A 14,954-nucleotide genomic window follows, 5' to 3' on the forward strand; every position below is an offset into this window, starting at 1 on the left:
ACGCCCGAGAAGGGACCACGGCCATCCCCGGGGTACGCGAAAGCGGGGCCGCCCCGAAGGGCGACCCCGCTGACGAAGCGAGTTCGAAGAACTTACTTGATGATCTTGGTCACCGTGCCGGCGCCGACGGTGCGGCCACCCTCACGGATCGCGAAGCCGAGGCCCTCTTCCATGGCGATGGGCTGGATGAGCTCCACCGTCATGTCCGTGGTGTCGCCGGGCATGACCATCTCGGTGCCCTCAGGCAGCGAGATGACGCCGGTGACGTCCGTGGTGCGGAAGTAGAACTGCGGGCGGTAGTTCGTGTAGAAGGGGTTGTGACGCCCACCCTCGTCCTTGGACAGGATGTACGCGGTGCCCTCGAAGTTGGTGTGAGGGGTAACCGAACCCGGCTTCACGACGACCTGGCCGCGCTCGACGTCCTCGCGCTTGAGGCCACGGAGCAGGAGACCGCAGTTCTCGCCGGCCCATGCCTCGTCGAGCTGCTTGTGGAACATCTCGATACCGGTGACCGTGGTCTTCTGCGTCGGGCGGATGCCGACGATCTCGACCTCGGAGTTGATCGCGAGGGTGCCACGCTCGGCGCGGCCCGTGACGACGGTTCCACGACCGGTGATCGTGAAGACGTCCTCGATGGGCATGAGGAACGGCTTGTCCTTGTCACGCACCGGGTCGGGGATCGACTCGTCGACGGCGTTCATGAGCTCGACGATGGACTCGGTCCACTGAGCGTCGCCCTCGAGAGCCTTGAGGCCCGAGACGCGGACGACAGGAGCGTTGTCGCCGTCGAAGTCCTGCGACGAGAGGAGCTCGCGAACCTCGAGCTCGACGAGCTCCAGGATCTCCTCGTCGTCGACCATGTCCGACTTGTTCAGCGCGACGAGCAGGTAGGGAACGCCGACCTGCTTGGCGAGCAGCACGTGCTCACGCGTCTGAGCCATGGGACCATCGGTCGCGGCGACCACGAGGATCGCGCCGTCCATCTGGGCGGCACCGGTGATCATGTTCTTGATGTAGTCAGCGTGACCAGGGGCGTCGACGTGAGCGTAGTGACGCTTGGGCGTCTCGTACTCGACGTGCGAGATGTTGATCGTGATGCCGCGCTGGCGCTCCTCGGGAGCGGAGTCGATCGACGAGAAGTCGCGCTGGACGTTGGTGGCCGACGGGAACTTGTCGGCGAGCACCTTCGAGATCGCCGCGGTGAGCGTCGTCTTGCCGTGGTCGACGTGACCGATCGTTCCGATGTTCACGTGCGGCTTGGTGCGCTCGAACTTGGCCTTAGCCACTGGGTCCTCCTCAGGACGGTCATGTGAAGAGCACGGTCGCTGGATTGCGACCGGGGCTCTCCGGGGATGTTTTTCAGTCTAGTAGAGACTCGTTATGAAGTTTTGATCAGTGCCGGGGCCGACTTCGCAGCCGACCCCGGCGAGCCTAGACGACTCAGGCGACTACTCGCCCTTGCCCTTCTGGACGATTTCCTCGGCCACAGCCTTCGGGACCTCGGCGTAGCTGTCGAACTCCATGGAGTAGACGGCACGGCCGGAGGTCTTCGAACGCAGGTCGCCGATGTAGCCGAACATGCTCGAGAGCGGGACGAGGGCCTTGACGACCTTCACACCCTGAGCGTCCTCCATCGACTGCACCTGGCCACGACGCGAGTTCAGGTCGCCGATGACGTCGCCCATGTACTCCTCGGGAGTACGCACCTCGACGGCCATGAGCGGCTCGAGGATGACGGGGCTCGCCTTGCGGATGGCCTCCTTGAAGCCCATCGAGCCGGCGATCTTGAACGCCATCTCCGAGGAGTCGACGTCGTGCGACGCGCCATCGATGAGGATCGCCTTCACGCCGACCATCGGGTAGCCCGCGACGACGCCGACGTTCATGGCGTCCTGGAAGCCCTGGTTGGTGGGCTCGATGTACTCGCGCGGGATACGGCCACCGGTGACCTTGTTCTCGAACTCGTACGTCTTGTCCGCCGTGACCTCGAGCGGCTCGATCGCGAACTGGATCTTCGCGAACTGACCCGAACCACCGGTCTGCTTCTTGTGCGTGTAGTCGTGACGCTCGACGGCCTTGCGGATCGTCTCGCGGTACGCCACCTGCGGCTTGCCCACGTTGGCCTCGACCTTGAACTCGCGCTTCATGCGGTCCACGAGGATGTCGAGGTGCAGCTCGCCCATGCCCTTGACGACCGTCTGGCCGGTCTCGGCGTTGTTCTCGACGCGGAACGTCGGGTCCTCTTCGGCGAGCTTCTGGATGGCCAGGCCGAGCTTCTCCTGGTCGGCCTTCGTCTTCGGCTCGATCGCGACCTCGATGACCGGCTCCGGGAACGTCATCGACTCGAGGACGACCTGGTTCGCCGGGTCGGAGAGGGTGTCACCGGTGGTGGTGTCCTTCAGACCGATGACCGCGTAGATGTGGCCCGCGGTGACCGAGTCGACCGGGTTCTCCTTGTTGGCGTGCATCTGGAAGATCTTCCCGATGCGCTCCTTCTTGCCCTTGGTCGAGTTGACGACCTGCGCACCGGAGTCGAGGTGACCCGAGTAGACGCGGATGTAGGTCAGACGACCGAAGAAGGGGTGCGTGACGACCTTGAACGCGAGAGCAGCGAACGGCTCCTCGCGGTCGGCGTGACGCTCGATGATCGTCTCTTCGTTCTTCGGGTCGTGGGCCTCGATGGCCGGCACGTCGAGGGGCGAAGGGAGGTAGTCGACGACCGCGTCGAGCATCGGCTGCACGCCGCGGTTCTTGAAGGCCGAACCACAGAGAACCGGGTAGACCTCGGAGGCGATCGTCATCTTGCGGATGGCGCCCTTGACCTCTTCGATCGACAGCTCCTCGCCGCCGAAGTACTTCTCGAGGAGCACGTCGTCGGACTCGGCGACGGTCTCGAGGAGCTTCTCGCGGTACTCGGCAGCCTTGTCGGCGAGCTCGGCGGGGATGTCGCCGGTCTCGTACTTGGCGCCCATGGTCACGTCACCCTTGGCGTCGCCGGGCCACGTGAGGGCACGCATCTCGACGAGGTCGATGACGCCGACGAAGTCGTTCTCCGCACCGATGGGAAGCTGCAGCACGAGCGGCTTCGCCTTCAGGCGGTTGATGATCGTGTCGACCGTGAAGTAGAAGTCCGCGCCGAGCTTGTCCATCTTGTTGACGAAGCAGATGCGGGGGACGTTGTACTTGTCAGCCTGACGCCACACGGTCTCGGACTGGGGCTCGACGCCCTCCTTGCCGTCGAAGACGGCGACAGCGCCATCGAGGACGCGGAGCGAGCGCTCCACCTCGACGGTGAAGTCCACGTGACCGGGGGTGTCGATGATGTTGATCTGGTTCTTGTCCCAGAAGCACGTCACGGCGGCGGAGGTGATGGTGATACCACGCTCCTGCTCCTGCTCCATCCAGTCGGTGGTCGCACCGCCGTCGTGGGTCTCGCCGATCTTGTGGTTGACGCCCGTGTAGAACAGGATGCGCTCGGTCGTCGTGGTCTTACCAGCATCGATGTGCGCCATGATGCCGATGTTGCGGACCTTCTTGAGGTCGGTGAGCACGTCTTGTGCCACTAGCGTTCTTCCTTACGTGTGGAGAGAGAAAAGCAGGAGGCCGGTCCCGGATGGCCCGGGGCCATCCGGGACCGGCTCGGGGCGCTTCCTACCAGCGGTAGTGCGCGAAGGCGCGGTTCGACTCGGCCATCTTGTGGGTGTCCTCGCGGCGCTTGACCGCTGCACCCAGACCGTTCGACGCGTCGAGGATCTCGTTCATGAGACGCTCGGTCATCGTCTTCTCACGACGGCCCTTCGCGTAGCTCACCAGCCAGCGGAGAGCGAGCGTGTTGGCACGGTGAGGCTTGACCTCGACCGGAACCTGGTAGGTCGAACCGCCGACGCGGCGGCTGCGGACCTCGAGCGTCGGGCGCACGTTGTCGAGCGCCTTCTTCAGCGTGGCGACAGCGTCCTGGCCATTCTTCGCGGCCACACCCTCGAGAGCGGTGTAGACGATGTTCTCGGCGATGGACTTCTTGCCATCCACGAGGATCTTGTTGACCAGCTGCGTGACGATCGGAGCGCCGTAAACCGGATCGTTGACGACGGGGCGCTTGGGGGCCGGACCCTTACGAGGCATCTAACTCAACCCTTCTTCGCGCCGTAGCGGCTGCGAGCCTGCTTACGGTTCTTGACAGCCTGGGTGTCGAGCGCACCGCGGACGATCTTGTAGCGCACACCGGGGAGGTCCTTCACACGACCGCCGCGGACGAGCACGAGCGAGTGCTCCTGGAGGTTGTGGCCCTCACCGGGGATGTAGGCCGTGACCTCGGTGCCGTTGCGCAGCTTGACACGAGCGACCTTCCGCATAGCCGAGTTCGGCTTCTTGGGGGTGGTCGTGTAGACGCGGGTGCAGACACCCGCCTGCTGCGGGTTCGCCTTCAGGGCGGGCGCCTTGGTCTTCGAGACCTTCGGCGAACGGCCCTTGCGAACCAACTGCTGAATAGTTGGCACGTTTCTCCTTGTTCGTTGCTGCACGGTGACAGCGCGTGATGTTTCACGAAACCCACCCCCGCGCCGAAAGGCGAGAGACTTCAGGTGGATATGCCGTGGGGGTGACCTGTTCGCAGGCCCGTCCCGTAAGTGCGCACGCACGCAGACGCGTGCACGCACACTGCTTCCATGATAGGGCCTTCTACGACACCCGGTCAAACGACGACCTGCACCTGCCGCGAGCGCACAAAAGGGCGCCCCTTCCGGGACGCCCTTTCGATGCGAGCTCTCAGCTCAGGAGCGGGATCAGCGCTCCGACTTCAGCTGACGGCGACGCGCGGCCACGAGCAGACCGCCGGCTGCAGCGACGAGGCCGAAGCCGATCGCGAGCGGTGCGGCCGGGTTGAACTCGGCACCGGTCGGCTCGAGCTGACCCTCACGCTGCGGCTGCTGCGGCTGGTCCTGCTCGTCCTGGGGCTGCTGGTCCTCGGGAGCCTCCTGCGGCTCCTCCGGCTGCGGGTCCTGCGGGCCCGCAGCGGCCGTGATCGTCACCGTGATCGCGGCGTCGGCGCTCGCGACGCCGTCGACGATCTGACGGATGGCGAGCGTGTGCTCGCCGACGGGCAGGGCGCCCACCTGGATGCTCCAAACGTTGGCCTCGACCGTGGCGGAGCCAGCGAGCTCGTCGTTCACGCGCAGCTCGACGGTGGCGCCGTTGACGCCCGCACCGGTGATGGTGGTCGGAGCCTGGCCTTCGACGTACGAGCCGCCGTCGACGGGGTTGATGAACTCAGGAGCCTCGGGCGCAGCGGGCTGCTCGGGCTCGGGTGCCGGGCTCGGAGCAGCGGCGCCGACCGTGAACTCGACGGTGGTCGCGTTGGAGGTCTTCCCGTTGATCGTCTGCTTGGCGCTGACGGAGTAGCTGCCCTCGCCGAGCTCGACCGGGTGAGACCAGTTGCCGTCGGCGTCGGAGGTGACCTTCCCGGTGACGTCGCCGGACAGCGTGACCTCGGTGTTCGGCGCCGCGCTGCCGGCGATCTCCGTGACGGCCTCCGTGAAGGCCTGGCCGTTCTCCGGCGAGGTGATGCCGGGCGCGCTCGGCACGACCTGCACGTCGAACTTGGTGACGTCGGAGACGTTGTAGCCGCTCTTCGCGCGCAGGGCGACGGTGTAGTCGCCGGGGGTCTCCGGGCCGTTGAAGGTCCAGTTGCCGTTCGCGTCGGCGGTGGTCTTCGCGCTGCTCTCGAACGAGGCCTTGGCGCCCTTCGGCAGGAAGGCGTACTCGACCTCGGCGCCCGCGCCGGCGGTGCCGGTGATCGCCGCGTTCCACTCGATTGCGTCGCCGGACTTCAGCGAGGTGACCTGGGCCTCGGGGATGTCGAGCATGACGCTGTAGCCGCCGGTGGCGGCGAGGTTCGTCTGCAGGTCCGCGCCCCACATGTGCTCGACGCCGTCGAACTGGAACGTCGCCGAGACGATGCCGACAGCCGCGCTCCCCTGCAGGATGGTCCCGCCCGAGTCACCGGGGATGACCTTCGTCGCCGCGGAGAAGCCCTGCACGAGGCGACCGTCGACCTCGAGGTAGCCCTCGTAGTCGACGTAGGGGTTGATCTGATCGGTGTCCACCGGACCGGTGGAGTAGCCGGTCGTGCGACCGGACCGCTGAACCGTCGCGCCGATCTCCGCCGTGCCGACGCTCGTGATGTTCGACGCGAGCGACGCCGACAGGTCGTCGGTGTTCTTCCAGTCGGTCATCGCGGGGATCAGCGACAGGTCGTCGTTGGTGACGTCGACCGCCGTGATGTCGAGCGCGTCACCGGGGGTGCCGTCGGTGTCGCCGGCGCCGCCGAACTGGGTGAAGGCGACCGTGCCAAGCTCGTGTGCGAGGGCGATCGTGTCGTCGTTGCCGCCGCCGGCCTGGTCGCCCTTGGGGTCGGTCAGGAAGACGTCGGTCGCACCGCCGAGGGTGCAGTGACCGGCGGTCAGCACGGCCGGCTCACCCTGGGGGCTCCACGCGGGGAAGCCGACGGAGCAGGTTCCGCCCGAGCCCTCACCGTTGAGCAGCGCGATGCCGTAGCCGCCCACGACGTCGGTCGAGGCCGTGGGCTTCGCCAGCTCGTCCTCGGTGACCGTGACGATCTTCACGTTGCCGTAGGCGTTGGCGACCTCGGCAGCGCTCGCCGACGCCTGGATGCGCTTGGCCGCGGCACCCGCGCCCTCGCCGTCCAGCTGCTGAACGATGATCTGGCCGTTGCCGTCGTGCAGGACGCCCGTGACGGACTCATCCTGGAACAGCTCGAGTGCGAGCGTCTTGAACGCCTCGCCCTCGGTCGGCGCCACCGGCGCCTCTGCCGCGGATGCGGACGTAGCGGCCACACCGCCGAACGCCAGCGCCGACGCGACACCCAGCGCTCCCAGACGCGCTGCGCGCGTGATTGAAGGCTTCAAACTCGGTTCCCCCGGTTCTTCGTTGCGTGCACTTCTTCACACGGGGGCGAATCACTGCTGACCCAGGCCCCCGGAAGCTCTGATCTCTCTCGGGAGAGACTCAGCGTTTACAGACTAGACGCACACCTACGATGGAAGGCAAGTCCGCATTCGCCGACATGAACGGGGGAAGACATGTCCAGGGAACGGATCTGGAGGGTCGGCGCGCTCATCGCTGCCGGTCTCGCGCTGGCAGGATGCGCATCGAACGCGGGAGGAGCGGACGTGGCATCGGTCGTCGGAAAGTGGCAGAGCAGCGAGGACAGCGAGCCGTACCTCACCTTCTCCGACGATGGGAAGTTCCGCGGGAACGACGGCTGCAACGGGATGTCGGGCCGCTATGAGCAGGACGGCGACACGGTGTCCGTGACCTTCGTCGCGGCGAACGTGCGCGGTTGCCCGGGCGTCGACACTTGGCTGTCGAAGCTGAAATCGATCACGGTCGGCGAGTCGACCCTCGAGGTCTACGACGCCTCGGGAGAGCTGCTCGGATCGCTCGCACGCGAGAGCTGATCTCGGATGGTCGCTGCGGCCATCCGCTCGCATCCCCGCCTCATCGAGGCGGGGATGTCTGGTTTCAGGGGGTCGCGCCCGGCCCCGACAGGAAGTCCCCGGGGCCGAAGGGAGTGTCGAGCGACTGCGTGAGCTCAGCGAGCATGGCCTCGACCTGCGGTTCCACGAACTCCACGATGGCGGCCTGGATGCGCAGGCGGTGCCCGAGGAGCACCGAGCAGATCTCGCGACCGACGAGGTTCGCGTACTCGTCGGCGAGGGAGACCTCGCGGCGCAGGGCCGCCTTCGCCTCCGCGGACAGCGGCGGGAGGCTCGGCACGTCGGCCTCGGCCTCGTTCGCCAGCTGCTCGATCGTGAAGAGGAACGGGGCGCCGGGCACGGGATCGGGGTCGAGCGGCAGTCCCTCGTACTCCGGCGCGAGGTCCTCCCCCGGCCGGTAGGAGCGCGCGCGATTGCGGGCCGCCTGCTGGTCGAGCTCGGCCTGCAGCAACGGCAGGTTGCGTGCGGTGTACTCGGCGACCGCGTGGTCGACGATGGTCTTCATGCGCGTGGAGAGTCCGTGCTGCACGCCGTGCGGCACGTCCGCGCCGAGGCCGGCAGCCGAGAGCAGCGGTGACCCGAAGCAGCGGCGGCACGGAGCGGCACGACCGCGATGCGTGGCGGGCTGCCAGCGCGGCAGCCAGCGCAGCCAGGCGTCCACCGCCTGAGCCACCTGCGCGTCGAGCGTCCGCTCCATGACTTACAGGGTAGGGGGCGCGGGCGCCTGCGGCAGGGTGCCGAGCGGACTATCGCGCATCGGGGCGCTCCCACGGCCACAGCGGCCGCTGCGCGCGCGTGCGGCGGACGGCGATCGCGCACCACGACGCGATCGCGGCGGCTCCGGCGAGAACCGGCACCGGCCATCCGATCACCACCTCGACGACAGCGCCCGTCGCGGTACCGAGGCCCGCACCGAAGACGAGCGCGAGCAGCCACAGCGCCAGCGCGTAGATCGCGGCGGTGGCGAAGACCACGCCGATCACCGAGGTGAAGCGCGGGTGATCGGGGCGGATCGCCGGCCACAGCGCGAGCGCGAAGGCGCCCACGCTCACGACGACGGCGAGAGCGGCGGGCACGATGCCGACGCCCGGGGTCTCGATGACGTCGGACTCGGTGAACAGGCTGCCGAAGCCGAGCCCGCATACGGCGAGGGCGCCGTACCCCGCGACGGCGAAGGCGAGGAGCATCCCTGCGGGAAGCCCCTCGCCTTCGCGTCGTGGTGCTGTGGTCACTGCGCCAGCTGCGGACCGGCCTCGAGCGTGCGCTCGTACTCGGCCTGGGCCTCTGCGTTGCGCTCGGAGACGCGTGCGCCGCGGCGAGCGGCCCAGGCTCCGAACCAGATGGTGATCTCGCGGCCGAGGATGAACGCCACGATCGCGAGCGGGTGCAGGAGGCTGTCGGCGACGAGGCCGCCGCCCTCGGAGGCGGTGAGCATCCAGAACGGGGCCTCGAAGAGCTGGCCGAGGATGTACCCGCCGTAGGAGATCACGCCGACGAGCAGGCCGAAGACGACCCACTTGCCCCAGCGTGCGCGGTTGACGAACACGCCGAGCAGCCAGAAGCCGAGCCAGAAGACGACGACCGGCACCCAGAACGCGAAGCTCGTCGCGATCTGGAGGGCCTGGTCGGCGATGTTCGCGAAGTCCGCGTCGCCCGCGATCAGGCGCGAGCCGAGCGTCGCGGCGAAGAACAGCACGGCGAACAGCACCGCGGCGACGAGGCCGATGAGCCCCGCGGCGCCGCGGTTGCCGCGCATCTTCGGCCGCTCGGGAGCCCGCACGAAGATCGGCTGCGGCGCGGCGGTCGTCTCCGGCGCGGCGGTCGTGTGCGGGGCGGGCTCCGACGCCGTGACCGCCGCCGGGCGGTCCTGCTCGGGCTCGGGCTGGGGCTGCGGCTGCGGCTCGGACGAGGTGAACGTGTCGGTCTTCGCGGGCTCGAACCACGGGGAGGTGCGGTCGTCGTCATCACGCGTGTGCGCGGGAGCGGCGAGCGAGTCGCTCGGGTCGGCGGAGCGACGCTCGAACTCCTCGAGCTCGGCCGCCAGGGCGGCGAAGTCGGGCTCGCCGTCACGGTCGTTGTCGATCGGCGGCACGCGCCCGGCCGACGCGTCTGCCTCCTCCGACGCGCGCGTCAGCGACGGCGCATCCGGGTCGAACGCCACGGCCGCGGGGCGGGCGTGGGGGTCGGCGTTCGCGTCGTCGGCGTCGCCGGCGTCGGCGTTCGCGGCGTCGGTCGCGGATGCGTCGGCGTTGTTCGCGTCGTGGGCCGCGTTCACGTCGTCGGCGTCGCGGCGGTCCTCCGCGTCCGCATCTGCCGGAGCGAAGGAGGGCATGTCGGCAACGGGCTCGTCGTCTGCGCCCGCCGTGGCACGCTCTGCCGCGTCGGCGCCGGGCGCGAAGGCGACGGCAGCAGGGCGCTCGTCGTGCTGCGAGTCGGACGCATCAGCGGATTCGCCGTCGACGTCGTCGCTGCGGCCGAACGGCTCGAAGGCCACCGCGGCCGGGCGCTCCTCCGCGACCTCGGGCATGGCGCGCGTGGCGGTGTCGTCGTCGGCCGTCGTCGCGCTGTCGAAGCCGGCGGCGTCGCGCTCGTCGGCATCGGCGAAGAGGCTGCGGCTGCCCGACGTGAAGATCTCGGGCTCGCCGTGCGTGAAGGGGTCGCGGTCGTCGTCGTGGAAGACCTCGCGGTCGGCCGTGGCGAAGGGGTCGCGGTCGCCGGCGGCGAAGCCGTCTCCCCCGGTCGCGGGAGATCCGTCGTGCTCGTCGGTGCCGAGACCGTCGTGACCATCCGTCGATGCCGGGCTCTGGCCATCCGTCGCGTTCTCGTCGCCGGCGGCGTAGCCGTTCTGGCCATCCCGGTCGGCGTCATCGCGGGCGTCGGTCACGCGTCCGCCCTGTGCGTCAGCGGCGGCCGAGTCGTCGGGGTCGCCGTTCAGCGGTCCGCCGGTCGAACTGCGGGGGTCGCTCATCAGAAGTGCTCCTCACGACGGGGACTCTCCCCTGCCGCGAGAATACCTGCGGCAGAAGGCGCGCGGCCGGAGCCTCGCCGCGGAATGTCGCGGCTACGCGCGTGTCGGCGTGATGGAGCGGAGCCAGTCGAAGAAGAAGTTCACGACGCCGACGACCCAGTCGCCGACGACCGGCAGGAACGGGAGCGCGGCCCATCCGATGCCCGCGACGACGGCGAGGATGACGACGCCGCCGATCCACGTCGCCGCGAGGTTGCGTCCGCCGATCGCCATGTCTCCAGGGTACGTGGGCGCGCTCGGGTTCCCCTGGCCGCCAGACGATGTCGTCTCACCGAGGCGACACCGTATTCGGCGTCTTTCCGTGTCGCGTCGGCGAGGCGACATCGTCTGGCGGAGGTGGACGCCGGCGCTGCCACCGCGGCACCCCGCGCCACCCCGCGCCCGGCACCGCCCGCCGCCACCCGCGCCCGGCGCCGCCCGCGGGCTGCGCCGCCCGCCGCCGGGGACGGAGAGAGGCCCCGGGGCGAACCCCGAGGCCTCTCTCACTTCTTCACAGCCGGATCAGTTGTACGTCCCGGGCGTGAAGTCGTCGGTCGTGAACGCGTCGAAGTCGACGAACGAGTAGTCGCCCTCCGCGTACGCGCCGTCGGACGCGAAGATGCGGTTGGGGTACCGCTCGGTCTTCGCCTCCTCCGTCGCCTCGACCACGACATCGCGGTACTTCGACAGGCCGGTGCCCGCGGGGATGAGCTTTCCGATGATGACGTTCTCCTTGAGACCGATCAGCGGATCGCGCTTGCCCTGCATGGCGGCCTCGGTGAGGACGCGCGTCGTCTCCTGGAACGACGCGGCCGACAGCCACGACTCCGTCGCGAGCGACGCCTTCGTGATACCCATCAGCTCCGGACGACCCGACGCAGGACGCTTCCCCTCGGCGATCGCCGCGCGGTTGATGTCCTGGTAACGGCGCATGTCGACCATCTCGCCAGGCAGCAGGTCGGTCTCGCCGTGGTCGACCACGGTGACCTTCCGCAGCATCTGGCGCACGATGACCTCGATGTGCTTGTCGTGGATCGGCACACCCTGCGAGCGGTACACGCCCTGCACGCCGCCGACGAGGTACTTCTGCACCTCGCGGGCGCCCTGCACGCGCATGATCTCCTTCGGGTCGAGCGTTCCGACCTGGATGGAGTCACCCACCTTGACGTGCTGGCCGTCCTCGACGAGAAGCGTCGCACGCTTCAGCACCGGGTACACGACCTGCTCGTCGCCGCTGTCGGGCGTGAGGATGACCTTCTTCTGCTTCTCGGTCTCCTCGATGGTGATGCGACCGTCCGCCTCGGCGATGGGCGACGCGCCCTTCGGGGTGCGGGCCTCGAACAGCTCCTGCACGCGGGGAAGACCCTGCGTGATGTCGTCTGCCGAAGCGGAACCACCGGTGTGGAAGGTGCGCATCGTCAGCTGCGTGCCGGGCTCACCGATCGACTGGGCCGCGATGATGCCGACGGCCTCGCCGATGTCGACGAGGTTGCCCGTCGCCAGCGAGCGACCGTAGCAGCGGGCGCAGACGCCGACCGCCGAGTCGCACGTGAGGACCGAGCGCACCTTGATGGAGGTGACGCCCGCCTCGACGAGCGAGTCGATGAGCACGTCGCCGACGTCCTGACCGGCCTGCGCGAGGACGGTGCCGTCCTCCGCCACCACGTCGACGGCCAGGCTGCGGGCGAACACCGAGTTCTCGACGTTCGCGTCGCGCACCAGCACGCCGTTGGCGTCGGCCTCGGCGATCGGGTACTCGAGGCCCTTCGACGTGCCGCAGTCCTCCTCGCGGATGATGACATCCTGCGAGACGTCCACGAGACGACGGGTGAGGTAACCCGAGTCGGCCGTACGCAGAGCCGTGTCGGCGAGGCCCTTGCGGGCACCGTGCGTGGCGATGAAGTACTCCGCCACCGACAGACCCTCGCGGTACGAGGAGATGATCGGGCGAGGGATGATCTCACCCTTCGGGTTGTTCACCAGACCGCGGATACCCGCGATGTTCCGGATCTGCAGCCAGTTACCACGGGCACCGGACGACACCATGCGGTTGATGGTGTTGTCCTCCGGGAAGTTGGCGCGCATCTCCTTCTGGATCTCGTCCGTGGCCTCGGTCCAGATGCGGACGAGCTCGGTACGACGCTCGTCGTCAGTGGTGAGGCCCTTCTCGTACTGAGCGGTGACCTTGGCGGCCTGCTGCTCGTAGCGAGCGACGATCTCGCCCTTGTTCGGGGGCGTGAGCACGTCGGACAGGGCGACCGTGACACCCGAGCGGGTGGCCCAGTGGAAGCCGGCGTCCTTGATCTTGTCGAGCGTCTCCGCCACGACGACCTTGGGGTACTCCTCGGCCAGCTTGTTCACGATCTGCGAGAGCTTGCCCTTGTCGGCCTGCTCGCGCACGAAGGGGTAGCCCTTCGGCAGCTGGTCGTTGAAGATCGCCTGGCCGAGCGAGGTGTCGACGAGGCCGTGCTTCTCGTAGCCCTCGGGCGCCTGGCCCTCGAGGAACGTGAGGCCGGGAACGCGGATGCGGACCTTCGCCTGCAGGTCGAGGGTGCCCTCTTCCTTGGCGAGCTGCGCCTCCCACACCGAGCCGAACACGCGGCCCTCACCCTTGGCGCCGTCCTTCAGCGTCGTGATGTGGTGCAGACCGATGATCATGTCCTGCGAGGGCAGGGTCACCGGACGGCCGTCCGACGGCTTCAGGATGTTGTTCGACGCGAGCATGAGCACGCGCGCCTCAGCCTGAGCCTCGACCGACAGCGGAAGGTGCACGGCCATCTGGTCACCGTCGAAGTCGGCGTTGAACGCCGCGCAGACGAGCGGGTGGAGCTGGATGGCCTTGCCCTCGACGAGCTGCGGCTCGAACGCCTGGATGCCCAGACGGTGCAGCGTGGGCGCACGGTTCAGCAGAACCGGACGCTCGCGGATGATCTCCTCGAGCACGTCCCACACCTCGGGACGCGTGCGCTCGACGGAGCGCTTCGCGGCCTTGATGTTCTGCGAGTGACCGAGGTCGATCAGGCGCTTGATGACGAACGGCTTGAACAGCTCCAGCGCCATCTGCTTGGGCAGACCGCACTGGTGCAGCTTGAGCTGCGGACCTACGACGATGACCGAACGGCCCGAGTAGTCCACGCGCTTGCCGAGCAGGTTCTGGCGGAAGCGACCCTGCTTTCCCTTGAGCATGTCGCTCAGGGACTTCAGGGCGCGGTTGCCGGTGCCCGTGACGGGACGACCGCGGCGGCCGTTGTCGAACAGCGCGTCGACGGCCTCCTGCAGCATGCGCTTCTCGTTGTTCACGATGATCTCGGGAGCCCCGAGGTCGAGAAGGCGGCGCAGACGGTTGTTGCGGTTGATCACACGACGGTAGAGGTCGTTCAGGTCGCTCGTTGCGAAGCGGCCACCGTCGAGCTGCACCATCGGGCGCAGCTCCGGCGGGATGACCGGGACGACGTCGAGCACCATCGCGGCCGGCGACATGCCGGTCGTGATGAAGGACTGGACGACCTTCAGGCGCTTGATCGCACGGATCTTGCGCTGGCCCTTGCCCTCGGCGATCTGGTTGCGCAGCGACTCGGCCTCCGCGGGGAGGTCGAACTCCGCCAGACGGCGCTGGATGGCCTCGGCGCCCATGTGCGCGTCGAAGTACTGGCCGAAGCGGTCCTGGAGCTCCTGGAAGACGTCGTCCTCCGCCTTGAGCTCGCCGACCTTGAGGGAGCGGAACTCCTCCCACATGCGCTCGAGCTTGGCGATGGACTCATCCGCACGCTTGCGGATGGTCGCCATCTCCTTCTCGGCGGCGTCGCGGACCTTCTTCTTCTGGTCTGCCTTGGCGTCCTCGGCCTCGAGAGCGGCGAGCTCCTCCTCCAGCTTCTGGAGGCGAGCCGCGATGCGCGAGTCACGACGGTCGTTCAGGTTCTTGATCTCGAGACGCAGGTTGTTCTCGTGAGTCGGCATGTCGCGGTGACGCGCCTCCTCGTCGACCGAGATGACCATGTAGGCGGCGAAGTAGATGACCTTCTCGAGGTCCTTCGGCGCCATGTCGAGCAGGTACCCGAGGCGCGAGGGCACGCCCTTGAAGTACCAGATGTGCGTCACGGGGGCGGCGAGCTCGATGTGGCCCATGCGCTCGCGGCGGACGGAGCTCTTGGTGACCTCCACGCCGCAGCGCTCGCAGACGATGCCCTTGAAGCGGACGCGCTTGTACTTGCCGCAGGCGCACTCCCAGTCCCGGCTGGGACCGAAGATCTGCTCGCCGAAGAGGCCGTCCTTCTCCGGCTTCAGCGTGCGGTAGTTGATGGTCTCGGGCTTCTTGACCTCACCGAAGGACCAACGACGGATGTCGTCGGCGGTGGCCAGGCCGATGCGAAGCTCATCGAAAGTTGTTGCGTCGAGCACTAGTTCTCCTGTATTCGGAAATCTCTAAATCGGCT

Annotated in this window: 11 protein-coding genes; 1 reads left to right on the forward strand and 10 read right to left on the reverse strand. The window is 68.1% G+C overall.

Annotated elements, in window-relative coordinates; genetic code table 11:
* Nucleotides 1-92: 92 nt before the first annotated feature.
* From tuf to D7D94_RS07925, 5 genes are all read right to left on the reverse strand, one after another.
* Complete coding sequence (tuf, locus tag D7D94_RS07905) at nt 93-1,286, reverse strand: elongation factor Tu (RefSeq protein ID WP_156242094.1); 1,194 nt, start codon at nt 1,284-1,286, stop codon at nt 93-95.
* A gap of 162 nt (nt 1,287-1,448) precedes the next feature.
* On the reverse strand, nt 1,449-3,563 hold the full coding sequence (fusA, locus tag D7D94_RS07910; RefSeq protein WP_156242095.1) for an elongation factor G: 2,115 nt from the start codon (nt 3,561-3,563) through the stop codon (nt 1,449-1,451).
* 88 nt (nt 3,564-3,651) lie between these two features.
* A complete protein-coding gene (gene rpsG, locus D7D94_RS07915; RefSeq protein WP_156242096.1) occupies nt 3,652-4,122 on the reverse strand; it encodes a 30S ribosomal protein S7 in 471 nt (156 codons plus the stop codon).
* Nucleotides 4,123-4,127: 5 nt separating this feature from the next.
* Nucleotides 4,128-4,496, reverse strand: coding sequence for a 30S ribosomal protein S12 (rpsL, locus tag D7D94_RS07920; protein ID WP_018171438.1), 369 nt, complete (start codon nt 4,494-4,496; stop codon nt 4,128-4,130).
* A 285-nt stretch (nt 4,497-4,781) separates the two neighbouring features.
* Nucleotides 4,782-6,923 carry a hypothetical protein gene (locus D7D94_RS07925; protein ID WP_156242097.1) on the reverse strand — a complete coding sequence of 714 codons (2,142 nt, stop codon included), beginning with the start codon at nt 6,921-6,923 and terminating at the stop codon, nt 4,782-4,784.
* Between the two features lie 264 nt (nt 6,924-7,187).
* On the opposite strand from D7D94_RS07925, the gene D7D94_RS07930 reads away from it, so the two are divergent.
* Nucleotides 7,188-7,475, forward strand: coding sequence for an META domain-containing protein (locus D7D94_RS07930; protein ID WP_173024257.1), 288 nt, complete (start codon nt 7,188-7,190; stop codon nt 7,473-7,475).
* A gap of 64 nt (nt 7,476-7,539) precedes the next feature.
* Here the strand turns inward: D7D94_RS07930 and D7D94_RS07935 are convergent, their stop codons facing one another.
* The 5 genes from D7D94_RS07935 to rpoC all read right to left on the reverse strand — a co-directional run bounded on the left by D7D94_RS07935 (nt 7,540) and on the right by rpoC (nt 14,919).
* On the reverse strand, nt 7,540-8,211 hold the full coding sequence (locus tag D7D94_RS07935) for a spermidine/putrescine ABC transporter substrate-binding protein (protein ID WP_156242099.1): 672 nt from the start codon (nt 8,209-8,211) through the stop codon (nt 7,540-7,542).
* Between the two features lie 49 nt (nt 8,212-8,260).
* Nucleotides 8,261-8,746, reverse strand: coding sequence for a hypothetical protein (locus D7D94_RS07940; RefSeq protein ID WP_156242100.1), 486 nt, complete (start codon nt 8,744-8,746; stop codon nt 8,261-8,263).
* Complete coding sequence (locus tag D7D94_RS07945; RefSeq protein WP_156242101.1) at nt 8,743-10,482, reverse strand: CvpA family protein; 1,740 nt, start codon at nt 10,480-10,482, stop codon at nt 8,743-8,745. Before D7D94_RS07945 ends, D7D94_RS07940 begins: the two co-directional genes overlap by 4 nt.
* 93 nt (nt 10,483-10,575) lie before the next feature.
* Nucleotides 10,576-10,755 (reverse strand): hypothetical protein, encoded by a 180-nt coding sequence (locus D7D94_RS07950; RefSeq protein WP_156242102.1) that lies wholly within the window; start codon nt 10,753-10,755, stop codon nt 10,576-10,578.
* A gap of 288 nt (nt 10,756-11,043) precedes the next feature.
* The gene (rpoC, locus tag D7D94_RS07955; protein WP_156242103.1) at nt 11,044-14,919 is read right to left on the reverse strand and encodes a DNA-directed RNA polymerase subunit beta'; all 3,876 of its coding nucleotides are present in this window, start codon (nt 14,917-14,919) and stop codon (nt 11,044-11,046) included.
* Nucleotides 14,920-14,954 lie beyond the last annotated feature (35 nt).

The sequence above is a fragment of the Microbacterium oryzae genome (genome assembly GCF_009735645.1).
GTDB classification, from domain to species: Bacteria; Actinomycetota; Actinomycetes; order Actinomycetales; family Microbacteriaceae; genus Microbacterium; species Microbacterium oryzae.

Bases quoted from the DNA above. Each gene is read 5' to 3' on its own strand.
- D7D94_RS07935 (WP_156242099.1), bottom strand. From the start codon at position 8,211: ATGGAGCGGACGCTCGACGCGCAGGTGGCTCAGGCGGTGGACGCCTGG.
- rpsG (WP_156242096.1), bottom strand. From the start codon at position 4,122: ATGCCTCGTAAGGGTCCGGCCCCCAAGCGCCCCGTCGTCAACGATCCG.
- D7D94_RS07945 (WP_156242101.1), bottom strand. From the start codon at position 10,482: ATGAGCGACCCCCGCAGTTCGACCGGCGGACCGCTGAACGGCGACCCC.
- D7D94_RS07950 (WP_156242102.1), bottom strand. From the start codon at position 10,755: ATGGCGATCGGCGGACGCAACCTCGCGGCGACGTGGATCGGCGGCGTC.